Here is a 25,544-nt window from a genome sequence, read left to right as displayed (position 1 = left end):
TCAGCCCTCCGTGCCGGAGGGGGTAGGGGTGTGGGCCGGGGCGGGGGTGTGGGGCTCGGCCATGGCGACGGCGATCTTGCGGGGGCCGGTGAAGGGCTCGCGGCCGTGGCTGGAGAGCATGTTGTCCACGACGAGGACGTCGTCCCGCCGCCAGTCGAAGCGGACGCTGGCCTGCCGGTAGCAGGAGCGCAGGTGGTCCAGTACGTCGTCGGGGATCCGGCCGCCGTCCCCGTAGTACGTGTTGCTCGGCAGCTCCTCCTCGGCGAACAGCTCCAGCAGCCCCTCGCGGACGTCGGGCAGCAGGGTGGTGTGGTGGAAGAAGGTGATGTGGTTGAACCAGACCGCCTCGCCGGTCACGGGGTGGCGGTGCACCGCGTCGCGCACGGCCCGGGTGCGCATCCCGCCGCCGGGCAGCCACTCCAGGCCGAGGTCCTTGGCGGCGGCCAGGCGCTCGACCTCGGCGCGGTCGTCGGTGTTGAAGACGGACTCCCACGGGATGCCGAAGCCGGGGTGGAAGGTGCGGGTGGCCATCCAACTGCGGCGGGTGAACTCCTCGCGCACGTCGGGGTGGACGAGGTCCAGGATGCGGCGGGTGTCGGCGAGCGGGGTGGCCCCGAGGGAGTCCGGCTCCGCGATGCAGCAGAAGTAGAGCAGGCGCGGCCAGGACGACTGGTAGGAGTTCTCGTTGTGGAGGAAGATCTCCTCGTCCGGCGGGTAGTCCGTCGAGGTGTAGACGTTGCCCTTGATGGTGGAGCGCGGCGAGGACCGCTCGGAGTACGCGAGCGGAGCGCCGGACAGGGCCCGTACGGAGGCGTCGAACCCGTCGACCCCGCCGAGGGGGAAGCCGCGCAGCAGGACGGCTCCGTGCTCGTGCAGGGCGGCGCGGATCCTGGTCCGTTCGGCGTCGATGTACTCGGTGATGCCGGGGTGGGCGCCGTCGTGTTCCATGACGAGCGGCAGGGTGGTGGTGCGGGTCTGTTCGGGCTGGGTTGTCGTCATGACGGGTCGACCTTCTCGTCGCTCGTGTCGGAGCCGGCTGCCGTACGGGGTACGGGGCGGGGCTCGGCGTGGGGTGCGGTGCCGGCTGCGGTTGCGATTGCGGTTGCGCGGTCCTCGATGGCCGGGGAGGCCTGCGGGCCGGCGGCCTTCGGGTCCGCGGCCGGCCCGGCCTCGGGCTCGCGGCCGGCCCCGCGGATCGCGGGGTTCACCGCGGCGAGGACGGTCATCAGCGCCATGGCGGCGGAGATGCCGAGCACCGTGGTGGAGGTGGGGAAGGCGGCCAGCAGCAGGCCGCCCAGGAGGGCTCCGGCGGAGTTCATCCCGGAGGCCATGAGCATGAACACGCTGCTGACGCGGCCCTGCATCTCGTCGGGGGTGATCCTCATCTGGTGGACCCCGGCGCCCACGTTCATCAGGGAGCCGGCGAAGGCCATGCCGCCGCACAGGGCGCCGAGGGCGAGCGGGGCGGAGAGGAAGGCCACCGGGGCCATCAGCGCGGCCCACAGGGCGAACGCGCTGATCACCACGGTCGAGGGGGCCAGCCGCTTGAGGCACCACGAGGCGCTCAGGGCGCCGAGTGCGCCGCCCACGCCTTCCATCAGCCCGAGGACCCCGAGCAGTGCGGGCGAGTGCCCGGCCTCCTTGAAGATCAGTACCAGGGAGAGGTTGAGGATCTGGAAGAGCATGTTGCTGCCGGCGACCAGGGCGACGGCGGCGCGCATGAACTTCTGCCGCCACACCCAGGCCACTCCCTCGGACACCTCGGCCCGCAGGCTGCGCGGCGCCGCGGTGCGCTCTTCCTGGAGCTCCTTGCGGATGAACAGGACGCAGCCCAGGGCCACCAGGTGGGCGAGGGCGGTGACGCCGAACGGCAGCCACCGGGTGAGGGCGAAGAGGGCGACCCCGGCCGGCTGACCCAGCAGGCCGGCGACCTGGCTGCGGGCCTCGTTCTGGGAGAGCGCGGCCGGCAGGTGGGCGGGGTGCACCACGTTGCGCACCGCGGCGCGTTCGGCGAGCCGGTAGAAGACGAACGCCGCGCCCTCCAGGAAGGCGGCGGCCATCACGTGCGGGAGCCACATGTGGCCGGTGGCCAGGGCCGCCGCGACGCTGCCCATGGAGAGCAGGCCCACGAGGTCGCAGAGGATCATCAGCTTGCGCCGGTCCCAGCGGTCGACGAGGGCGCCGGCCGGGAGCTGGACCAGCAGGTGCGGCAGCAGGGCGGCGAAGCCGACCAGGCCGGCGCCGGCGACCGAGCCCTGCCAGATCATCAGCAGCGGGTACGCGGCCTGGGCGGCCTGCACGCCGAGCAGCGAGAACCCGGCGCCGGTCCACAGCAGCAGGAAGTCGCGGTTGCGGCGCAGCGGGGTGGCCCGGGCCTCGGGCTCGCCGGGGGCGGGGCGTTCTTCGAGGAGGGTCATGCCGCCCGTGCTTCCCGCGCACGGCGGACGCCCGCGGCGGCGGCGCCGGCGGCGCACCACTCCAGGACGGCCATGGCGCTGTGCATCTTGTTCTCGGCCTGCTGGAAGGCGATGCTGTGCGGTCCGTCGAGCACCTCGGCGGTGACTTCCTCGCCGCGGTGGGCGGGCAGGTCGTGCAGGAAGGCGGCCTGCGGGCTGGTCCGCCACAGGGCGGCGGTGACCTGGAACGGGGCGAAGAGCTCGCGCCAGTCGGGGTCGGCCTTGCTGCTGCCCGTGGTCTGCCAGCGGGAGGTGTAGACGGCGTCGACGCCGGCGGGCAGGTCCCGCATGTGGTGGTGCTCGGTGAGGGTGGCGCCGTGGGCCCGGGCGTGGGCCAGGGCCCGCTCCCGGATGCCGGGGGCGAGGCCGTAGCCGGGCGGGGTGCGCAGTTCGAGCGTGGTGCCCGGGTAGCGGGTCAGGCCGAGGGCCAGTGCGGCGGCGGTGTTGTTGCCCTCGCCGACGTACAGCACGCGCAGGTCGCGGATCCGGCCGAAGCGGCCGAGGAGGGTGGTGAGGTCGGTGAGCCCCTGGGTGGGGTGCTCCTCGGCGCTCATCGCGTTGACCACGGACATCTGGGACTGGGAGGCCCAGCCGCGCATCTCCGCGGGGTCGCCGGCGGTCCGGGCGACCAGCAGGTCGAGCATCCGGGAGAAGACCCGGCCGGTGTCCTCGGTGGTCTCCCCGGTGTTGAGCTGGAGGTCGTCGGCGCCGTAGGTGACGATCGTCCCTCCCAGGCGCAGCACCCCGGAGGAGAAGGCGGTACGGGTGCGGGTGGAGGTCTTGCGGAAGTACACGCCGGTGACCAGTCCGGCCAGCGGGTCCCGGGGGGCGGCGCCGCCGGAGAAGGCGGCGCCGCGCTCGACCACGGCGTACAGCTCGGCGTCGGTGAGGTCGTCGAGGGAGATGAGGTGTCGGGCTGACACGGTGTCCTCCAACAGGGGTGGGTTGACGGGGGTTCAGGCCTGGTGGCCGGGGTCGGCCAGCAGGGCCTTGACGACCTGCGGTCCGGTGTCGGCGTTGGTCAGGGCGACCAGTCCGCTGCCGTGCCCGAGGCGGGCGGTGGCCACGGCGTGGTAGCCGGTGACGGTGCCCGCGTGGCCGTACTCCGTGTCGGAGCCGGTGGTGTCGACGAGGGTGCCGAGCCCGTAGAGGGTGTCCGGGTGCGCGGCGAGCATGAGGCGGGCGGTGGCGGGGCTCAGGAGGGCGTCGGGCAGGCCCCGGTGGGAGTCGCGCAGGGCCAGCAGGGCCCGGGCGAGGTCGGTGGCGGTGGTCCACATCCCGCCGGCCGCGGTGTCGGTGCGGGTGCGGCCCGCGGCTGCGGGCCGTCCGGCGTCGTGGTGGCCGCGGGCGGCGCCCGCGGGGAGCCGGCCGTAGCCGGTGCCCGCCATCGCGAGCGGCTCCAGGACCAGGGCGCGCATCACCTCGGCGAACGGTGCGCCGGTGGCGTCCTGCACCAGCTGCTGCAGGACGGCGTAGTTCGCGTTGGCGCTGCGGAAGACCTCGCCGGGTACGGACTCCCGGCGGACGGAGGTCCGTAGCAGGCGGGCCAGCGGCACGGTGGGGGCGCCGGTGTACGCCGTCAGTCCCGAGCGGTGTCCGAGCAGCAGGCGGGCGGTGACCGGGAGGTCCGCGCCGGATCCGGGGACCCGCCAGGTCGTCAGGCGGGCGTTGACGTCCTCGTCGAGGTCGAGGACTCCCTCCTCGACGAGGCGCAGGACGCCGAGGGCGGTGACGAACTTCGTCGCCGAGCCGACCCGGAAGGCCGTGTCGGGGGTGACCCCGCGCGATCCGCCGGCCTGCAGGGTGCCGTGGGCCTCGGCGGCGGTGATCCGGCCGTCCTCGATGACGGCCAGCGAGAGGCCGGGGACCGCGTGTTCGGCCATCAGGCGGGCCGTGGCGGCGCGGCGGCCGCCGGCCGGGGCGCCGGTGTCCGCGGACCGCTCCCCCGCGGCGGCGGCCGCCAGGGCGGCGAGCGTCGTGTGCCGGTAGAGCATGACGGCCGTCACCGCGAGTCCCTGTTCCCGGGCTCCGACGATCACCTGGGGCACCAGGATGGAGTGCCCGCCGAGGGCGAAGAACCCGTCCGCGCGGCCCACCCGTTCGGTGCCCAGGACCTGGCGCCAGACGGCCGCGAGGGTCTTCTCGGCGGGGGTCCGCGGTGCCTCGTACGCCACGGCGCGCGCCGAGGCGGCCTCGTCCGGGGCGGGCAGCGCACGCTGGTCGAGCTTCCCGTTGGGGGTCAGCGGGAGGGCGTCGAGGCCCGTGAAGGAGGCGGGGACCATGTACTCCGGCAGCCGCGCCGCGCAGTGCGCGGCCAGCTCCGCGGCGGGGTGGGCGGCGGCCCGGGTGCCGGTCTGCGGCACCCAGTAGGCCGCCAGGCGGATGTCGCCCGGGCGGTCCTCGCGGGCCACCACCACCGCCTGGCGGACCAGGGGGTGTTCCTGGAGCGCGGACTGGATCTCGCCCAGTTCCACGCGGTAGCCGCGGATCTTGACCTGGTGGTCGATGCGGCCGAGGAACTCCAGGCTGCCGTCCGGCCGCCGGCGGGCCAGGTCGCCGCTGCGGTAGAGGCGGGATCCGGCCGGACCGTAGGGGTCGGGCACGAAGCGGTCTGCGGTCAGGGCGGGGCGTCCGAGGTAGCCGCGGGCGACGCCGGGGCCGGCGATGTGGATCTCGCCGGGGACGCCGATCGGGACCAGGTCGCCCGCCGGGTCCAGCAGGTGGATCGCCAGGTCGCTCAGCGGGCGGCCGATGGCGTTGCCCGCGCCCTCGTCGAAGTCCCGCCGGGTGAGCCGGTGGTAGGTGGAGTGCACGGTGGTCTCGGTGATCCCGTACATGTTGACCAGGGCGGTGCGGCCGAGGCCGCAGCGCTCCACCCACGGCCGCAGTTCCGGGATGTCGAGCTTCTCGCCCGCGAAGACCACGGCCCGCAGGGCGAGCCGGCCCACGCGGGGGTCGCCGTCCGCGGCGGCGGACACCAGCGACCGGAAGGCCGTGGGGGTCTGGCTGAGGACGGTGACCTGCTCCCCGGCCAGGAGGTCCAGGAACTCCTCGGGCGAGCGGGTGGTCTCCCGGGGGACGACGACCAGGGTGCCGCCGTGCAGCAGGGCTCCCCACATCTCGAAGACGGACACGTCGAAGGCGTAGGAGTGGGACATGCTCCACACGTCCGACTCGTCGAAGGCGTAGTGCTCCTGGGCCGTCGTCATCAGGCGCACGACGTTGGCGTGGGTGAGGGCGACACCCTTCGGGCGGCCCGTCGAACCGGAGGTGTAGATCGTGTAGACGAGGTTCTCCGGGACGGACGTGGGCTCCGGGGCGTGCGCGGGTTCGCCGTCGGCGTCCCCGGGCAGGATCCGCACGCCGTCGTACACGTCGTCGAGCAGCGGGGCCAGCTCCGCGCTGGTGACCAGCAGCCGGGCTCCGGCGTCCGCGACGATGTGGCCGAGCCGCTCCACCGGGTTGGCGGGGTCCAGCGGCAGGTAGGCCGCGCCGGACTTGAGGATGCCGAGCAGGGTGGGGATCAGGTCGCGGCCGCGCTCCAGGCAGACGCCGACCAGCTGTTCGGGGCCCGCGCCCAGGGCCCGGAGCCGGTGGGCGAGCCGGTTGGCCCGCTCGCCCAGCTCGCGGTAGGTGAGGGATCCGTCGTGGGCCCGGACGGCGACGGCGTCGGGTGTCGCCGCCGCCTGGGCGTCGAACAGCTCGTGGACCGTGCGCTCGACGGGCTCGGCGGCCGGCCCGCTCGCGGCGGAGCCGAGCAGCCGCTCGCGCTCCCCCGCGGGGAGGTGGACCGTACGGGCGTTGCCGTCGAGTCCGCCGGCCAGGGACTCCAGCACCGCGCGGTACATCCCCGCCAGCCGGTCGGCGTCGGCGCGGCCGAGCAGGTGGGTGTCGGAGTGCAGGCCGATCCGGCTGTCGCCGTGGACCTGTACGGAGAGGCCGAACTCGGTGGGGGCCTCACTGACGCCGGCCGCGCCGTCAACCCGGGCGGTGTCGACCTGGTGGAAGTCCACGTAGTTGAAGTGGACGTCCAGCATCCGGCGGCCGCCGCCCCACTCGCGCTGCACGGCGGGCAGCGGGTAGCGCCGGTGGCCCCAGATCTCGGTCTCCTGGGCGAACACCTGGCGCAGCAGGTCGCCCCAGGTGCGGGCGGTGCGGTCGTGCGGGAACGGCAGGGTGTTGAGGAGCATGCCGACCAGGCGCTCGGCGCCCGGCGCCTCGGGCCGGGTGTGGAAGACGACTCCGGTGTGGAAGGCGCCGGCGTCGGTGAGCTGGCTCATCACCTTCAGGTGGGCGGCGAGGACCACCGTCTTGAAGGGGACTCCCGCCTCGACGGCGCGGGCGCGCAGGGACTCGGCGAGGTCGTCGATCGGGATCCGCACGCCGTACTGCTCGCGGGGGCGGGCCGGGTCGCCGGCCCATTCCGCGGGCGGCACCAGCGGGGCGTACCCGGTGGCGACCCGTTCCCAGAAGGCGCGGTCGGCCGGCGAGTCCAGGGACTCCAGCTCGCCGGCGATCACGTCCGCGAAGCGCACGGGGGGCGCCGTGTACGGGGCGGGGGCCCCGGTGTCGCGGATCTCCCGGTAGGCGTCGAGGAGTTCCATCTGGAGCGTGTGCTGGCTCCATCCCTCCAGGATGACGTGGGACTGGGTGAAGGTGAGCCACCAGGTCCGCTCGTCCTCGCGGTGTGCGGCGACGCGCAGCAGCGGGGCCTCGTGCAGCTCGAAGAGGCGGGTGCGTTCGGCGGCGACGAAGGCGCGGAACCTCCTCTCCAGGGCGGCACCGTCCTCTGCGCGCAGGTCGTGGACGGTGAGGGGCACCTCGGCGTCGGCGTGGACGATCTGGAGGGGCACCGCGTGGCCGGTGATGCGGACCGAGGTGCGCAGGACCTCGTGGCGGGCCGTGACGACCCGCACCGCCTGCTCCAGCGCCTCGGCGCGGAAGGGCCCGTCGTCGTGGATCCGCAGGGAGACGACGGTGTGGTAGGCGCCGCGGCCGGTGTCGTCGCCGAGCTGTTCGGCGACCATGGCGAGCTGGACCTGGGAGAGCGGGTACGCGTCGGCCGCGTCGGCGGGCAGCGCGGCCCGCTCGGCGTCGGGGAGGAGCGCGAACGGCGCGATCCCGGCGGTGGCCCGCGGCTCGGCCGGCTCGGCGTGGGCGGCGAGCGCGGCGATGGTGCGGTGCGTGAACACCTCCCGGACGGAGGCCCGGTAGCCGGCGGCGCGCAGGGCGCCGACGAGGGCCACGGCCCGGATGGAGTCGCCGCCGAGCTCGAAGAAGTCCTCGTCGGTGCCGGGGGCGTCCACGCCCAGGACCCGGGCCCAGACCTCGGCGAAGGCGGTCTCGGCCGGGGTGCGCGGGTCGGCCTTGGGGCCTGCGGCGACGGTGCCCGCGGCCGGGGCCGGCAGGGCCTTGCGGTCGATCTTGCCGTTGGCGGTGAGCGGCAGGGCGTCGAGGACCACGAGGGCGGTGGGCACCATCGCGGCGGGCAGGAAGGTGCCCAGTTCGGCGCGGAGCGCGGCCGGGTGCAGCTCGGCTCCGGCCGCGGGCACGAGGTAGGCGACCAGGCGCTGGACTCCGGGGACGTCCTCGCGCACCACGGCGGCGGCCGCGGAGACCTCGGCCCGCTCGGTGAGCACGGCCTCGATCTCGCCGAGTTCCATGCGCACGCCGCGGATCTTGACCTGGTGGTCGACGCGGCCGAGGAACTCCAGGCTGCCGTCGGGGTTCCAGGCCGCCACGTCGCCGGTGCGGTAGAGCCGGGTGCCGGGCGGGCCGTAGGGGTCGGGCTGGAACCGCTCGGCGGTCAGGGCGGGTCGGCCGCCGTAGCCGCGGGTGACGCCGTCGCCGGCGACCCAGAGCTCGCCGGGGGCGCCCACCGGGACCTCGCGCAGGTTCGCGTCGAGGACGTGCAGGCGGGTGTTGCGGACCGGGTGGCCGATGGTGACCCGCAGGTCGCCGATCGGGTCGCGGGCGCGGATGAGGGCGTGGGTGACGTCGTCGGAGCATTCGGTGGGCCCGTAGGCGTTGACCATCGGGACGCCGGGGAAGCGGTCGAACCAGCGGCGGGCGAGGTCCGGCGGCAGGGCCTCGCCGGTGACGACCATCCACCGCAGGTAGGGCAGTTCGAGGGTGAGGACGCCCGCGTCCCAGGCGTCGAGCGCGGCCCGCAGCAGGGAGGGGACGACCTCCAGGACGGTGGTCCGTTCGGCGGCCGTACGGGGGAAGAGCTCCAGCGGGTCCGCCGCCGCGTCGCGGTCCTCGACGTGGACGCGGCCGCCCGTGGCGAGCGCGGCCAGCATCTGCCACACCGAGATGTCGAAGGCCAGCGGGGCGTTGTGGACCACGGTGTCCTGCTCGCCGAGCGCGAGGTCCTCGATCTTGGCCAGGAGGTGGTTGCCCATGCCCCGGCGGTGCACCAGGACGCCCTTGGGGCGGCCGGTGGAACCGGAGGTGTAGATGACGTACGCCAGGTTGTCGCCGTCGGCGAGCGGCTCCGGGTCGGTCTCGGGCAGCCCGCTCCAGGGGCCGGACGGTTCCTCGTCCAGGATGCCGTCGAGGGCGAGGACCGGCGGTCCGTCCCCGTCCGCGGCGGTGGGCTCGCCGTCGGTGAGGAGCAGTTCGACGCCGGCGTCCGCGACGAGGAAGGCGAGCCGCTCGGCGGGGTACTCGGGGTCGAGCGGCAAGTGGGCGCCCCCCGCCTTGAGGACGGCGAGGACGGCGAGGACGGTACGGGGGGAGCGCTCGGCCCGGATGCCGACGACCGTGTCGGGGCCGACGCCGAGGGCGCGCAGCCGGTGGGCAAGGCGGTTGACGCGGGCGTTGAGCCGCTCGTAGGTCAGCTCCACTCCGTCGGCGCTGAGCGCGGTCCGGCCGGGGCGGAAGGCCGCGTACTGCTGGAAGAGGAGTTCCGGGGCCGTCCACACGGGGTCGGCGGCCGTACGGTTCCACTCGGCCAGGCGCTGCTCGTCGCCGTGCGGCAGCAGGGCGGCCGTCGCGTCGCCGTCGGGGTCGGCGGCCATGCGCTCCAGGGCGGTGCGGTACATGTCGGCGAGGGCAGCGCCGCGTTCGCGGGTCAGGACGGCGGTGCTGGTCTTGAGGGTCAGGCCCTGGCCGGAGGTGTTGACCTCCAAGTCGAACTCGGTGGCGCCGGAGCCCAGGGTGGTGGCGGTGTCCACGGTGGTCTCGTCGACCACGTGGAAGTTCTGGTAGTTGAAGATCACGTCGATGACGCGCTCCCCGCCGGCCTCCCGCTGGATCTCGGGGAAGGGGAAGCGGCGGTGCGGCCACATCCGCGCCTCGCGGGCGAAGACCTCCCGGACCAGTTCGCGCCAGGTGGCGGCGGTGCGCCGGTGCGGGAACGGCACGGTGTTGACGTACATGCCGTACACGCGGTCGGCGCCGACGACCTCGGGGCGCGTGTCGCAGATCAGCCCGGTGTGGAAGGACTCCTCGTCGGTGAGGCGGGACAGCACGGTCAGGTGGGCGGCGAGCAGGACGCTCTTGAGGGAGGCGCCGGAGGCCGAGGCCAGGGCTCGCAGGCGCGGCTCCAGGTCGCGCAGCGGTACGGACAGGTCGTAGTCCTCGTCGGGTGCGTCGGCGGGGGCCCGCCAGGCGGCCGGCAGGGCCAGGGGTGCCTGCTCGGTGATGGTCTCCCGCCAGAAGGCGCGGTCCTGCTCCGAGGCCAGCGAGGCCAGTTCGGCGGCGACGGTGTCGGCGAAGCGGACGCCGTCGGCGGGCCGGGCGGCGGGGGCGGAGCCGTCGCGCAGCTCCTGGTAGACGCCGATGAGCTCCATCAGCATCGCGTGCTGGCTCCAGCCCTCGGTGATGGCGTGGGACTGGGTCAGGACCAGCCACCAGCCGTCGTCCTCGGTGTGGGCGGCGGCCCGCCACAGCGGCCGGCCGGCGTCGACGTCGAAGACGGCGGCGCGTTCGGCGGCGAGGAACGCGCGCAGGGCCCGCTCGCGCTCCGGCGCCGCGACGGGGCGCAGGTCGTGCAGGGTGACCTCGACCGCGGCCTCGGTGTGCACCAGTTGGACGGGGACGGAGCAGCGGGTGAGGTCGAAGGAGGTGCGCAGGACGTCGTGGCGGGCGGCGACGGTGGCGACGGCGCGGCGCAGGGCCGGTCCGTCGAAGGGGGCGGCGTCGCGGACCCGGTAGGCGGCCGCGTGGTGGTAGGCCGCACCGTCGCGACCGGGGAGGTCGCCGGCCAGCATCTCGACGAGCATGCCGGTCTGCACCTGGGTGAGCGGGTAGGCGTCGTCGAGGCCGCCGGGCAGGGCGCCGCGGTCGGCCGCGGAGAGCAGGGCGAAGGGCGCGACGTGGCCTTCGGGGGCGGCCGGTGCGGGCCGTCCGGTGATCACCTCGGCGAGGCCGGCGACGGTGCGCCGCTCGAAGAGGTCGCGTACGGACACGTCGAACCCGGCGGCACGGACCGCGCCGACCAGGGCGACGGCGCGGATGGAGTCGCCGCCGACGTCGAAGAAGCTGTCCTCGACTCCGGTGAGTTCCGGGTCGAGGGCCAGGACCTGCGCCCAGATCTCGGCGAGCCGGGCCTCGACGGGGGTGCGCGGCGCGGTGGCGCCCGCGGCGCCGGCGGCCCGGTCGGACTCGGCCGGGGCGGGCAGCGCCCGGTGGTCGAGCTTGCCGTTCGCGGTGAGGGGGATGCGCTCCAGGGCCACGAAGGCCGCCGGCAGCATGTGGTCGGGGAGTTCGCGGGCGAGGTGGGCGCGCAGTTCGGCCGGGCCGGGCAGCGGGCCCGCCGCCGGTACGGCGTACGCGACCAGGCGCTGCTCGCCCGGGATGTCCTCGCGCAGGACGACGCGGGCCCGGGCGACGCCCTCGTGGTCGGCGAGGCGGGTCTCGATCTCGCCGAGCTCGATGCGGTAGCCGCGGAGCTTGATCTGCCCGTCGGCGCGGCCCAGGTACTCCAGGGTGCCGTCGGGGAGCCTGCGGACCACGTCGCCGGTGCGGTAGAGGCGTGCTCCGGGGGGCCCGAAGGGGTCGGGCAGGAAGCGGTCGGCGGTCAGGGCCGGGCGGCCCAGGTAGCCGTGGGCCAGTCCCGCGCCGCCGACGAGCAGTTCGCCCGGGACGCCGCGGCCCACGGGCCGCAGCCAGGCGTCGACGACGTGGGCGCTGCTGCGCGGGACGGGCGTGCCGATCGGTACGGACACGGCGTGCGGGGCCAGTTCCGCGATGTGGTGGGTGGTGGAGAAGGTGGTGTTCTCGGTGGGGCCGTAGCCGTTGAGGAGGCGGCGCGGTGCGCCGTGGGCGAGGACGGTGCGGACCGTGACCGGGTCGAGGGCCTCGCCGCCGATCAGGACCGTGCCGATGCCGGCGACGGCGTCGGGGACGGTGGCGACGGTGTGGTTGAACAGGGAGGCGGTCTGCCACAGGTGGGTGACGCCGTGCTCGCGCAGGGCGTCGGCCAGGGCCCGGGGTTCCAGCACGGTCTCGCGGGCGAGGACGACGGTGCGTCCTCCGTTGAGCAGCGGGCCCCACAGTTCGAGGGTGGCGGCGTCGAAGGAGATGGAGCCGGCGTGCGCGAACCGGGTGGCCGCGTCGAGCTCCAGGCCGGGGGCTTCGCGGACGAGGCGGACGACGGCGCGGTGCGGGACGGCGACGCCCTTGGGCGTGCCGGTCGAGCCGGAGGTGTACATCACGTACGCCAGGTGCTCGGGGCTCGCGGTGACGCCGGGCCGGCCGGCCGCGGCGGTCGGCGTGTCGGCGTGGAGCGTGTCGGCGTGGAGGGTGGGTCCGGACCAGCCGGGCAGCAGGCCGGCCCGGCCGGTGGTGGTCACCAGGGCAGACGCCCCGGCGTCCTCCGTCATGAAGGCGAGCCGTTCGGCCGGGTATCCGGGGTCCAGGGGCAGGTAGGCGGCGCCCGCCTTGAGGACGCCCAGGAGTACGGCGACCAGCGCGGCGGAGCGGTCCAGGTGGACGCCGACCACGGCGCCGGGCTCGACCCCGGCGGCGGTGAGCGCCGCGGCGACCGCGGTGGCCCGGGCGTCGAGTGCGGCGTAGGTGAGGTCGTCTCCGTCGCCGGTCAGGGCGACGGCGTCCGGGGTCTCGGCGGCGCGCGCCTCGAACTCCCCGTGGACGGTGGTGAGCGGGGCGGGGGCCTGCGCGGCGGTGGCGACGGCGAGCCGGTGCTCCGCGGCCGGCAGGTGGTCGTCCTCCAGGGCGGGGCCGGCGGCCCCGGTGGAGGCCATCGCCTCCAGCACGGAGCGGTACATCGCGGCGAGCAGGTCCGCCTGGTCCTGGGTGAGGGTGCGGGTGTCGGAGCGCAGGCTGACGATCCCGTCGAGGGTGGTGACCCACAGGGAGAACTCGGTGGAGCTGCTGTTGATGCCGTTGCCCTCGTCCTCGGCGCTGCCGTGGCCGGCCGCCCCGAAGTCGAGGTGGCTGAAGAGCACGTCGACGAGGCGGCGGCCGCCGCCCCACTCGCTCTGCAGCGCGGGCATCGGGTACGTGCGGTGCGGCCAGGCCTCGGTCTCCCGTGCGAACACCAGCCGGACGAGGTCACCCCAGGTGGCGGCGGTGCGCTGGGCGGTGTCGTGGGGGAAGGGCAGGGTGTTGAGGTACATGCCGAGCAGCCGGTCGGCGCCGGGGGTCTCCGGGCGGGTGTGGCCCACCAGGCCGGTGAAGAACTCGGCCTCGTCGGTGACGCGTCCGAGCACCGTCAGGTGGGCGGCGAGCAGCACGCTCTTGAGGGGGACGCCGGCCTCGGCGGCGAGGGCGCGCAGCCGTGGGGTCAGGTCGGCGTAGGAGCAGCCCGCTCCGACCGGGACGGGGTCCGCGGCGGTCGTGTCGCCCCAGGCCTCGGGCAGGGCGTAGGGGGCGCGGCCGTGCAGGACCGAGGCCCAGTAGGCGCGGTCCTCGGCCGAGTCCAGTGCGGCGAGTTCGGCGGCGACGGCGTCGGCGTAGCGCAGGGCGGGCGCGGCGGTGTTCGGCTGCCGGCCGGCGCACAGGGCGCGGTAGGAGTCGACGAGTTCGCCGAGCAGGGTGTGGTAGCTCCAGCCTTCGAGGACGGCGTGGTGCTTGGTGAAGGAGCAGCGCCAGGCGTCCGGGCCCTGGACGTGGACGTGGACGCGCAGCAGGGGTGCGTCGGAGGCCAGGTCGAAGGGGAGGGCGCGCTCGGCGGCGGTGAAGGCGGCGAGGGCGGCGCGGCGGTCGTCCTCGCCGAGGGCGGACAGGTCGGTGTGGCCGAAGGGGACGGCCGGCTCGGCGTGGACCAGCTGGAGGGGGGCCGTGTACGAGGTGAGGTCGAAGGAGGTCCGCAGGATGTCGTGGCGGGCGGTGACGGCCCGGACCGCCTGCTCGAAGAGGGCGGCGTCGAAGGGCCGTTCGTCCTTGAGCAGGAAGGAGGTGAGGTCGTGGTAGTGGTTGCGGCCGTCACCGGCGATGCTCTCGACGATCATGCCGAGCTGGTTCTGGGAGAGCGGGTAGGCGTCGGTGAGACCGGCGGGCAGGGCGGCCCGGTCCTCGGCGGTGAGCAGGGCGAACGGTGCGACGGCCGGGGCCGGTCCGGCGGGCGCCGGGCGGCCGGTGATGCGTTCGCACAGGGCGGCGACGGTGCGGCTCTCGAAGACGTCGCGCACGGTGACGTCGTAGCCGGCGGTGCGCAGGGCGCCGACGAGGCCGACGGCGCGGATGGAGTCGCCGCCGAGCTCGAAGAAGCTGTCCAGGACGCCGACGCGGTCGGCGCCGAGGGCGGTGCGCCACACTGCGGCGACGCGCTCCTCGGTCTCGGTCCGCGGTGCGGTCCAGGCGGCGGCGCCGGCCGCGGCGGGGGCGGGCAGGGCGCGCTGGTCGAGCTTGCCGTTGGCGGTGAGGGGCAGCCGGTCGAGGGTGACGAAGGCGGCCGGGACCATGTAGTCGGGCAGCAGGGCGGCGCAGTGGGCGGCCAGTTCCGCGGTGTCGGGGGCGGCCTGCGGGGAGTCGCCCTGCGCGGAGTCCGCGGCGGGAACGAGGTAGGCGACCAGGCGGCGGTCGCCCGGGGTGTCCTCGCGGAGCACCGTACGGGCCTCGGCGACGGCCGGGTGGCCGCTCAGCACGGTGTCGATCTCGGCCGGTTCGATGCGGTAGCCGCGGACCTTGACCTGGTCGTCGCCGCGTCCGAGGAAGTCGACGTCGCCGCCGGAGAGCACCCGGGCGAGGTCGCCGGTGCGGTAGAGGCGGGCGCCGGCGGGCCCGTACGGGTCGGGTACGAAGCGGTCCGCGGTGGCGCCGGGCCGGCCGGCGTAGCCACGGGCCAGGCCGGGGCCGCCGATGTAGAGCTCGCCGGTGACGCCGGTGGGCACGGGCTGCATCCGGGTGTCCAGGACGTACTGGGAGGTTCCCGGGACGGGGCGGCCGATCGGTACGACCTCGCCCCGGGGGGTGCGTGCGGCGGTGACGTCGAAGACGCTGTTGCCGACGGTGATCTCGGTGGGGCCGTACTCGTTGACGACGCGGCCGCCGCCGAGCAGGGCGCACCAGTGGGCGGCGGTGCGGGTCAGGAGCGCCTCGCCGCCGACGACGAGCACCGGGGCGAGACCCTCGGCGCGGCCGTCGCAGAGCTGGTGGGCGAGCATCTCCAGGTGGCCGGGGGTGAGCTTGACGAAGCCGTACGGGCCGTGGGCGACGAGCCAGTCGCCCAGTTCGGACAGGTCGCGGCCGGGGCCGAAGAGGTGCACCGCGCCGCCGGCCAGCAGGGGGGCGTAGAGGGTGGGCACGACGAGGTCGAAGGCGATGGAGGAGAACAGCGGGGCGTTCCGGGCGGTGCCCGCGGCGAGGTAGTCGTCCACGGCCCAGGCCAGGTATCCGGCGAGGCTGCGGTGGGAGACCTGGACGCCCTTGGGGCAGCCGGTCGAGCCCGAGGTGTAGATGACGTAGGCGAGGGCGTCGGGGTCCGGGTCGAGGACGGCGGATCCGGCGGGGGCCGGGGGCAGTTCGCCGTCGGCCCGGAGCACGGGGACGGCTCCGCCGGTCACCTCGGCGGCGAGGTGGGCGTGGGCCGCGTCGGTGACCAGGACCGGGGATCCGGCGTCGGCGAGGACGGAGCGCAGCCGCTCGGCGGGCCAGGAGGGGTCCATCGGCACGTAGGCGGCTCCGGCCTGCCAGGCGCCGATCAGCGCGGGCAGCAGGTCGGGGGTGCGGTCGAGGAGGACGGCGACGACCGACTCGGGGCCGGCGCCCAGGCCGCGCAGGGCGTGCGCGATCCGGCCGGCCCGCTCGTGCAGTTCGCCGTGGTTCAGGGCGGCCGCGTCGGCGACGACGGCCGGGGCTCCGGGGGTGGCGGCGGCGCGGGCGGCGAGGAGGCGGGGCACGGTGACGGTGGCCGCCTCGCCGGGGGTGTGGGCCCAGTCGCCGAGCAGCAGGGCGCGTTCGGCGGGCGGCAGGAACGCGGCGCGGGCGTCGCCGTCGGGGTCGCCCGCCATGGACTCCAGTACGGCGCGGTACAGGGCGGTGAGCCGGTCGACGGCCCGCTGACCGAGGGCCTGGCGGGAGGCGGTGACGATGATGTGACCGGCCCGGGAGGAGACGGTGAGGGGGAACTCGGTGGGGCTGTCGTCGAGTCCCTCCGCGTGGTCGATCGTCGCGGTGTCGACCTGCCGGAAGTCCTGGTAGTTGAAGTACACGTCGAGGAGCCGGCCGCCGCCGCCCCAGGCGCTCTGGACGGCGGGGAGCGGGAAGCGGCGGTGGGCCCACAGCGCGGCCTCGCGGTCGAAGACCTGGCGCACGAGCTCGCGCCAGGTGGCCGCGGTGCGGTCCATGGCGAAGGGCAGGGTGTTGAGGTACATGCCGTACACCCGGTCGGCTCCGACGGCCTCGGGGCGGGCGTCGCAGACCAGGCCGGAGTGGAAGGACTCCTCGTCGGTGAGGCGGGCGAGGACGCTGAGGTGGGCGGCGAGCAGGACGCTCTTGAGGGAGCCGCCGGCCTTGACGGCCAGGGCGCGCAGGGCGGGCTCCAGGTCGCGCCAGTCGGCGGCGCCCTGCAGGGTGCCGGCGGGCTCGCCGTCCGCGGGGTGCCAGGTGGCGGGGAGGGTGAACGGGGAGTGGGCGGTGACGACGCCTTCCCAGTAGGCGCGGTCCTCCGGTGAGGCGAGGGAGCGCAGTTCGCCGGCGATGAAGTCGGCGAAGCGCAGGGCGGGCGCCTCGAAGGGTTCGGGGTCGCGGCCGTCGCGCACCGCGCGGTAGACGCCGAGGAGTTCCATCAGGAGCGAGTGGTGGCTCCAGCCCTCCAGCAGCGGGTGGCATTCGGTGACCGAGAGCCACCAGCCGCCGTCGTTCGTGGCGTGGGCGAAGAACCGCATCAGCGAGGGGGTGGCCAGGTCGAAGAGGCGGGCCCGTTCGCGCTCGGTGTGGGCCACCAGTTCGGCCCGGACCTCGTCGGCGCCGAGGCCGGAGAGGTCCTGGTGGCCGACGGGGAGTTCGGCCGAGGCGTGCACGATCTGGAGCGGGACGCCGTAGCCGGAGAGGTCCATGGAGGTGCGCAGCACCTCGTGGCGTGCGGTGACGATCCGGGCGGCCTCGGCCATCGCGGCCGGGGCGTACGGGTGCTCGTCGCGGATCCGGAAGCTGGAGACGTTGTGGTAGAGGTTGCGTCCGCCGTCGCCGGTCAGCATCTCGATGAGCATGCCGAGCTGGTTCTGGGAGAGCGGGTAGGCGTCGGTGGCGCCGTCCGGCAGCAGGGCCCGTACCTCGTCGGAGACCAGTGCGAAGGGGGCCGTGCGCGTCTCGGCGGGGGCGGCGGGGCGCCCGGTGATGAGCTCCGCGACGCGGGCGACGGTGCGGTGCCCGAAGACGTCGCGGACGGCGATGTCGAAGCCGGCCGCGCGCAGGGCGCCGACCAGGGCGACGGCGCGGATGGAGTCGCCGCCGAGCTCGAAGAAGTCGGCGTGGACCCCGATCCGGGCGGCGGCGAGCACCTGCGCCCAGACGGTGGCGACCTGCTCCTCGACGGGGGTGCGGGGGGTGGTGGCGTCCAGGCCGGGGGCGGCGGCCGCGTCGGCCGGGGCGGGCAGGGCGCGCTGGTCGAGCTTGCCGTTGGTGGTCAGCGGGACCGCGTCGAGGGGGACGACGACGGCGGGGACCATGTACTCGGGCAGGGAGCGGGCCAGTTCGGCGCGCAGCGCGCGGGTGTCGGTCTCGCGGGTGCCGTCCGCGACGATGTAGCCGGTGAGGCGGCGGTCGCCGGGCGCGTCCTCGCGGACGACGACCACGGCCTGGCGGACGCCGTCCAGGGCGGCCAGCGCCGACTCGATCTCGCCGAGCTCGATGCGGTAGCCGCGGATCTTGACCTGGTGGTCGATGCGGCCGAGGAACTCCAGGCTGCCGTCGGGGCGGCGGCGGGCCAGGTCGCCGGAGCGGTACATGCGGGATCCGGCCGGGCCGTACGGGTCGGGTACGAAGCGTTCGGCGGTGAGCGCGGGGCGGCCCAGGTAGCCGCGGGCGACGCCGGGGCCGGCCACGTGGATCTCGCCGGGCACGCCCAGGGGCACGAGGCGGCCGCCGCGGTCGAGGAGGCGGATGCGCAGGTCGCGCAGCGGGTGGCCGACGCGGTTGGGCGCGGTGCGGTCCAGGTCCCCGGCATCGAGGCGGTGGAAGGTGGAGTGCACGGTGGTCTCGGTGATTCCGTACATGTTGACCAGCGCGGGGGCGTCCAGGCCCATGCGGTCGGTCCAGGGGCGCAGTTCGGCGCTCTCCAGCTTCTCGCCGGCGAAGACGACGTGCCGCAGGGCCAGGCGCTCCAGGCGGGGGTCGCCGTCGGCGGCGGCGGTGACCAGGGCCCGGAAGGCGGTGGGGGTCTGGCTGAGGACGGTGACGCCGCGGTCGGCGAGCAGGGTGAGGAACTCGTCCGGGGAGCGGGTGACGTCCTGGGGGACGACGACGAGGGTGCCGCCGTGCAGGAGCGCGCCCCACATCTCGAAGACGGAGACGTCGAAGGCGTAGCTGTGGAACATGCTCCAGACGTCGGTCTCGTCGAAGCCGTAGTGCTCCTGGGCCGTGCTCATCAGGCGGCTGACGTTGGCGTGGCTGAGGGCGACGCCCTTGGGGCGGCCGGTCGAACCGGAGGTGTAGATGGTGTAGATGAGGTTGTCCGGGGTGGCGGCGGGCGCCGGGTCGGCGGTGGGCGCGGCCGCGACGGCCGGGGCGTCGGCGCCGTCAAGCACGACCAGGGGGCCGTCGTGCACCCCGTCCAGGACGGGGGCGAGCGCGGTGCTGGTGAGGACCAGCCGGGCGCCGGCGTCGGCGACCACGTAGGCGAGCCGGTCGGCGGGGTTGGCCGGGTCCAGGGGCAGGTAGCCGGCGCCGGACTTCAGGATGCCCAGGAGGGCGGGCAGGAGCAGCGGGCCGCGCTCCAGGCAGAGGCCGACCAGCTGTTCGGGGCCGGCGCCCAGGGCGCGCAGGTGGTGGGCGATGCGGTTGGCCCGCTCGTTGAGCTCGCGGTAGGTGAGGGTGTCGGGGCCGGCGACGACCGCGGTGGCGTCCGGGGTGCGGGCGGCCCGGCGCTCGAACAGCTCGTGCGGGCAGGCGGTGACGGGCTCCTCGGGGCGCTGTCCGTCCAGGACGCCGGTGGCGTCGGTGGCTCCGGTGGCTCCGGTGGCCATGGCCCGCTCGGCCGGGTCCAGGATCCGCAGGCTCTCGGCGGGGGCGTCCGGCCGGTCGACGGCGTCCTGGAGCAGCAGGGCGAGGTGGCGGGCCATGCGGCGGACGGTGTCCCGGTCGAACAGGGCGGTGGCGTACTGGAGCTGGGCGTCGAAGCCTCCGTCGGGGCGCTCCAGGACGCGCAGCGAGAGCTCGTTCTTGGAGATGCCGTCGCTCTCCAGGAAGGGCTCGACGCGCAGGCCCGGGAGGTCGAAGGCCTCGTAGCGCTCCTCGTGGAGGGTGAAGCCGACCTGGTAGAGCGGGGTGCGGGACATGTCGCGCTGCGGCTGGAGCTCGTCGACCAGGCGGGCGAAGGGGACGTCCTGGTGGTCGAAGGCGTCGAGCACGGTCGTACGGGCCCGGTCGAGGAGTTCGGCGAAGGTGGCGCCGTCGTTCCAACGGGCCCGCAGGACCACGCTGTTGATGCCGTAGCCGATGAGCTGCTGGAGCTCGGGCCGGGTCCGCCCGGAGACCACGGTGCCCACGGGGACGTCGGTGCGTCCGGTCCAGCGGGACACCAGGAGCTGGAAGGCGGTGAGGAACACCGTGAAGGGGGTGGTGTCGTGGGCGAGGGCCAGGGAGCGCACGCGCTCGCCGAGGCCGCCCGGGAGGGGGCAGGGCACCTCGGCGCCGCGGTGGTCGCGCACGGCGGGGCGGGTCCGGTCGGTGGGGAGTTCCACGGGCTCGATGCCGGCGAGCGTGCGCCGCCAGTGGTCGAGCTGGCGCTCCAGGCGGGCGCCGGTGAGCTCGGTGCGCTGCCAGGCGGCGAAGTCCGCGTACTGGAGGGTGGGGGCGGGCAGGTGGACCTCGCGGCCCTGCGCGTGGGCGGCGTAGAGGGCGGAGAGCTCCCCGGCGAAGACCTGGGTGGACCAGGCGTCGCAGGCGATGTGGTGGAAGACGACGGCCAGGACGTGGTCGTCTTCGGCGAGGCGCAGCAGGGTGGCGCGCACCGGGAGGTCGTGGGTGAGGTCGACGGGCGTGGCCAGTTCGCGGGCGAGGGCTTCGCGGGCGGCCCGCTCCCGGGTCCCGGGGCCGCCGTCGGCCGGGTGGCGCAGGTCGGTGAGGGCGATGCCGGCGGCGCGGGGGGCCTCGACGATCTGGACGGGTTCGGCGCCGTCCATGGCGTAGCGGGTGCGCAGGATCTCGTGGCGGGCGCACACCTCGTCGAAGGCGCGTTCCAGGGCGGTGGTGTCCAGGGCGCCGCGCAGGCGCAGGACGAGGGGGACGAGGTACTCGGCGCTCTCGGGCTCCAGCCGGTTCAGGAACCACATCTGCTGCTGGCCGTGGGAGAGGCGCAGGGGCGCCGAGCGGTCGGCGGCGGGGATGGCGGGGCGGCGCCGGGCGGCGCCGCTGCGTCCGGCGAGTCTGCGGCGCAGCAGCTCTTCACGGGCGTCGGCGGCGGATATCGCCGGCTGTGCGCTGTGGTCGATGCTCATGCGTGCTGCTCCTCGTCGGAAAGCTCGTCGGAAAGCTCGTCGATCTCGGCGCGTATGGCGTCCTCGACCGCCTGGGCCTGGCCCGCGACGGTCGGCTGCTCGAAGACCGTGCGGACGGGCAGGTGGATGTCGAACTCGTCGTGGAGTTCGGCGATGAGGCGGATGGCGAGGATGGAGTTGCCGCCGCTGCGGAAGAAGTGGTCGTGCGCGGTGACCTCGCGGCCCAGGATGTCCTGCCAGATCTCGCTGATGCGCTGCTCGGCGGGGCTCAGCGGGGCGTCCGGGCCGGCCGCGGGGGCGGCGACCGGGGCGGGCAGGGCGGCCCTGTCGAGCTTGCCGTTCGCGTTCAGCGGGACGGCCGGGACGGGGAGCAGGACCGGCGGGATCATGTAGTCCGGGAGCCGGCGGGCGCAGTACGCCTGGAGCTCCTCCTCGGTCGGTGCCCGTTCTCCCGCGGCGACCGTGTAGCCGGCGAGGGCGAGTTCGCCGGAGGCCGTGCGGTGGGTGACGACGACCGCGTCGCGCAGCAGGGGGTGTCCGGCGAGTACGGCGCGGATCTCGCCGAGCTCGATGCGGTGACCGCGGATCTTGACCTGGTCGTCGCCGCGTCCGAGGAAGTCGACGGCGCCGCCGGGCAGCCGCCGCACCAGGTCGCCGGTGCGGTAGAGGCGTGCGCCGGCGGGTCCGCCCGGGTCGGGCACGAAGCGGTCGGCGGTGGCGCCGGGGCGGCCGACGTAGCCGCGGGCCACGCCGGTGCCGCCCACGTGCAGTTCGCCGGTGGCGCCGAGCGGGACCTCGCGCAGGTTCGTGTCGAGGACGCGCATCACCATGCCGGGCAGCGGGGAGCCGATCGGGACGACGCCGTCGGCGACCGGGGCGGTCAGCGGGTGGACGCAGGTGCCGACGGAGGTCTCGGTCGGCCCGTACTCGTTGACGAGTCCGCCGGGGCCCAGCAGCCGCGCCCAGTGGTCCGCGAGGGAGCCCTGGAGGGCCTCGCCGGCGACGACGACGACCGGGGCGAGGGCGGCGGCCTGCTCGTCGTCGAGCTGGTGGCCGAGGATCTCCAGGTGACCGGGGGTCAGCTTGAGGAAGCTGTACGGGCCGCCGTCGGCGAGGCGTTTGCCCAGTTCGGACAGGTCGAGGTTGGCGGGCAGCAGGTGCACGCTCTGCCCGCAGGTCAGCGGGGCCCACAGGTTGGGTACGACCAGGTCGAAGGCGACGGAGGAGAAGACGGCGCTGCCGCCGTCACCGGCCCCGGCGAGCGTGGCGGTGGCCCAGGCGAGGTGGTGGGCCAGGCCCCGGTGCGGGACGCCGACGCCCTTGGGGGTGCCGGTCGAGCCGGAGGTGAAGATGACGTACGCCAGCCGGTCCTGGTCGGCCGGGACGGCGGGGGCCCCGGCGGGGGCCGCGGCGATGCGGCCGTCGGGGTCGGCGAGGTCGACGACGGTGCGGGCGCCGGCCGCGAAGCGTTCGGCGTACCCGTCGCGGGTCAGGACCGTACGGGCGCCCGCGGCGTCGAGCATGGCCTCGACGCGCCCGGCGGGGAACGCCGGGTCGAGCGGGACGTACGCGGCTCCCGCCCGCCAGACGCCCAGCAGCGCGGCGTGCAGGTCGGGTCCGCGGTCGAGCAGGACCCCGACGGCCGAGTCGGGGCGGACGCCCAGGGAGCGCAGGTGGTGGGCGATCCGGTTGGCCCGGGCGTCCAGTTCGGCGTAGGTGAGGGTGAAGCCGTCGCCGCGCACGGCGGTCGCGCCGGGGGTCCGGACGGCCTGGGCGGCGACCAGCTCGGGCACGGCCGGGCCGGCGGGCAGGGCGGGGGCGCTGCTGCGGGCGGTGGTCTCGGCCCTCTCCTGGGGGCCGGCGAGCTCCAGTGCGTCCAGGCGCAGCTCGGGGTCGGCGGCCACGGCGGCGAGCACCCGGGTGAAGTGTCCGGCCAGGCGTTCGGCGGTGGCGGCGTCGAAGAGGGAGGTGGCGTACTCGAAGGCGCCGAAGAAGGAGCCGTCGGGGCCCGGGCGCATCATCAGGGTGAGGTCGGTGTGGGCGATCCGCCAGGCGTCCCGCAGGTCGGCGCGGGCCCGCTCGTCCTCGACGCGGCCGTTGAACTCGCCGCCGTGCAGGTCGAAGGCGACCTGGTAGAGCGGGGTCCGGCCGAGGTCGCGGTCGGGTACGAGCTCCTCGACGAGGCGTTCGAAGGGCAGCTCGGGCTGGGCGAAGGCGTCCTTGGCGGTGCCGGCGACGGCGTCCAGGGCCTCGGCGAAGGTCCGGGAGCCGTCGAGGCGGCAGCGGAGCACGAGGCTGCCGAGGAAGAAGCCGACGACGCCTTCGAGTTCGGGCAGGCCGCGGCCGGCCACCGGGGTGCCGACGGACAGGTCCCACTGGCCGCTGTGACGGGCCAGTACGGCCGCGTACGCGGTCAGCAGGGTCATGAACGGGGTGGCGCCGTGGCGCTTGCCCAGGGCGGTGAGCCCGGCGACGACGTCGGCGGGGACGTCGAAGAGGGCGGCGGCGCCCTTGCCGTCGCGGACCGCGGGGCGGGGCCGGTCGGTGGGCAGGGCCAGCTCGGGTGCTCCGTCCAGCTGTGCGCGCCAGTGCGCCAGGACCGGGGCGAGGACGGCCTCGGTGAGGCGGCCGCGCTGCCAGGCCGCGTAGTCGGCGTACTGGACGGGGAGGGCGGGCAGGACGGAGCCGAGCGGGTGGGTACCGCGCAGCGCGGCCTCGGTCAGCAGGGCGAACTCGCGCTCCAGGATGCCGCTGGACCAGCCGTCGGTGGTGATGTGGTGCATGGCCAGGCCGAGGACCTGGCTGCCGTCCTCGGCGCGGACGAGGAGGGCGCGCAGCAGCGGGCCGTGTTCCAGGTCGAAGCCGTGGGCGCGGTCGGCGGCGAGCAGGGCGCCGGTCTCGCCGGGGGCGGCGGTGGCGGTGCGGACCTCGATGCGGACGGCCGGGTCGATGATCTGCAGGGGTTCGCCGTCGGTCTCGACGTAGCGGGTCCGCAGCGCCTCGTGGCGGGCGGTCAGGGCGTCGACGACCTGCTGGACGGTGTCCGGGCCGGCCTCGGCGGGTACGTCGAGCTGCACCCAGGAGACCCAGTCGGGGCCCTGGGGGGCGATCCGGTCCAGGAACCACATGCCGCGCTGGCCGTAGGAGAGCGGCAGCGGCGTTCCGCGCGGGACGGGGCGCGGGCCGGGCTCGTCCGCGGGGCCGAGCAGGGCGGCCTGTCCGGCGAGGGTGGTCTGCACGAACAGTCCGCGCAGCTGGATCTCGCGGCCGGAGACGGCGCGCAGCCGGGAGGCGAGGCGGGTGAGCTGGAGGGAGGTGCCGCCGAGCCGGAAGAAGTCGTCGTCCAGGCCCACCGAATCGATCTTGAGGATGTCCTGCCAGACGCCGGCGACGAGCCGTTCGGCGGCGGTGGCGGGCGAACGGTGGCGGGTGGAGCGGGTGTCGGCGGTGGTGCCGGGGGCGGGCAGCGCGCGCCGGTCGACCTTGCCACTGGTGGTGAGGGGGAAGGAGTCGAGCTCGACGAACACCCCGGGAACGTGGGTCGCGGGCAGCCGCTCCTGGAGGAAGCCGCGCAGGTCCGGGAGGGTCTCGCCGTCGCGCAGGCGGACGTATGCGGCGAGTCGCTTCGCGCCGTCGGGCAGGGCGTAGGCGGTGACCACGGCGCCGGCGACGGCCGGGTGGGCGGCGAGCTGGGCCTCGATCTCGCCCGGTTCGATGCGGACGCCGTTGATCTTGACCTGGTCGTCGAGGCGGCCGAGGAACTCCAGGACGCCGTCGGCCCGCCAGCGCACCCGGTCGCCGGTGCGGTAGAGGCGGGAGCCGTCCTTGGCGTAGGGGTCGGGCACGAACCGGTCGCCGGTCAGGCCGGGCCGTCCGGCGTAGCCGCGGGCGACGCCGGTGCCGCCGATGTGCAGCTCGCCGGGGGTGCCCACGCCCACGGGGGCGCCGGCCGGGTCGGTGACGAGCAGCCGGATGCCGTCGATGGGGCGGCCGATGGGGACCAGGCCGGAGGTCTGTTCCGGGTCGAAGCGGTGGGCGGCGACGTCGACGGAGCACTCGGTGGGGCCGTAGGTGTTCCACAGCTCGGCGGCGGACAGCTGCCGGAGCCGCTGGGCGAGTTCGGCGTGCAGCGGCTCGCCTGCGCAGGTGACGGCCCGCAGGGAGGCGCAGCGCTCCCAGCCGCTCTCCTCGACCAGCATCCGCAGGACGGAGGGGACGACCTGCAGGACGGTCGCCGCGCTGTCGCCGACGGCGCGGACCATGGCCGCCGGGTCGCGCTCGGCGCCCGCGGGGGCGATGACCACGGAGGCGCCGCAGGTCAGGGGGGCGAAGATCTCCCAGCAGTGCGCGTCGAAGGTCGGGGCGGTCTTCTGCAGGACGCGGTCGGCGGGGGTGAGGGCGAGGCTGCGCACCGCCCAGTCGATGCGGTTGGCGATGCCGGCGTGGGGTACGACCACGCCCTTGGGGCGGCCGGTCGAGCCGGAGGTGTAGAGGACGTAGGCGGCGTTGGCCGGGTCCGGGCCGGTCTCGGGCGCGTGGTCGGGCAGGACGGCGAGCGTCTCGCCGAGTTCGGCGGGGACGACCGGGCGGGCGCCGGCGGCGAGGACGGCGTCGGCCGCGTCCGCCGAGGTGATGGCCACGGCCGCGCCGGTGTCCTTGACCAGCCAGGCCAGGCGCGCCGGGGGCTGCTCCGGGTCGAGGGGTACGTAGGCGGCCCCGGCCTTCCAAACCGCGAGCAGGGCGGTGACGAGCTCGTGGCCGCGCGGGAGGCAGACGGCGACGGGCACCTCGGGGCCGGCGCCCAGGGCGCGCAGGTGGCGGGCGAGCTGGTTGGCCGAGCGGTCGAGTTCCGCATAGCCGATGCTGCGTCGGCCGTCGACGACGGCGACCGCTCCCGGTGTCCTGGACGCCTGACGGGCGACGAGGTGGTGGGTGAGGGGGATCTCGTCGGGCGAGTATCCCGTCCGCGGTTCGAACATAACGCTGGCACTCCTAATGAGATCGTCGGGCGAACCCCGGA

5 protein-coding genes are annotated in these 25,544 nt (G+C 75.4%); all 5 read right to left on the bottom strand.

What is annotated here, in order from left to right:
• From OG276_RS39775 to OG276_RS39755, 5 genes are read right to left on the bottom strand one after another with little or no spacing between them, the layout of a single operon-like run.
• Positions 1-948: a TauD/TfdA family dioxygenase gene (locus OG276_RS39775; protein ID WP_266914641.1), complete on the bottom strand. Its 948-nt coding sequence runs from the start codon at positions 946-948 to the stop codon at positions 1-3.
• Between the two features lie 47 nt (positions 949-995).
• Positions 996-2,417: an MFS transporter gene (locus OG276_RS39770; RefSeq protein WP_266914547.1), complete on the bottom strand. Its 1,422-nt coding sequence runs from the start codon at positions 2,415-2,417 to the stop codon at positions 996-998.
• Positions 2,414-3,379, bottom strand: coding sequence for an ornithine carbamoyltransferase (locus OG276_RS39765; RefSeq protein WP_266914545.1), 966 nt, complete (start codon positions 3,377-3,379; stop codon positions 2,414-2,416). Before OG276_RS39765 ends, OG276_RS39770 begins: the two co-directional genes overlap by 4 nt.
• A 33-nt stretch (positions 3,380-3,412) precedes the next feature.
• Positions 3,413-20,524 (bottom strand): non-ribosomal peptide synthetase, encoded by a 17,112-nt coding sequence (locus tag OG276_RS39760; protein ID WP_266914543.1) that lies wholly within the window; start codon positions 20,522-20,524, stop codon positions 3,413-3,415.
• Positions 20,521-25,503, bottom strand: a complete 4,983-nt coding sequence (locus OG276_RS39755) for a non-ribosomal peptide synthetase (protein ID WP_266914541.1) — start codon at positions 25,501-25,503, stop codon at positions 20,521-20,523. Before OG276_RS39755 ends, OG276_RS39760 begins: the two co-directional genes overlap by 4 nt.
• Positions 25,504-25,544: the final 41 nt, after the last annotated feature.

This window comes from Streptomyces sp. NBC_00086 (assembly GCF_026343255.1).
Classification (GTDB): Bacteria; Actinomycetota; Actinomycetes; order Streptomycetales; family Streptomycetaceae; genus Streptomyces.
The sequence above is the reverse complement of the archived record's forward strand: the minus strand, read 5'-3'. Positions and strand labels throughout refer to the sequence as shown.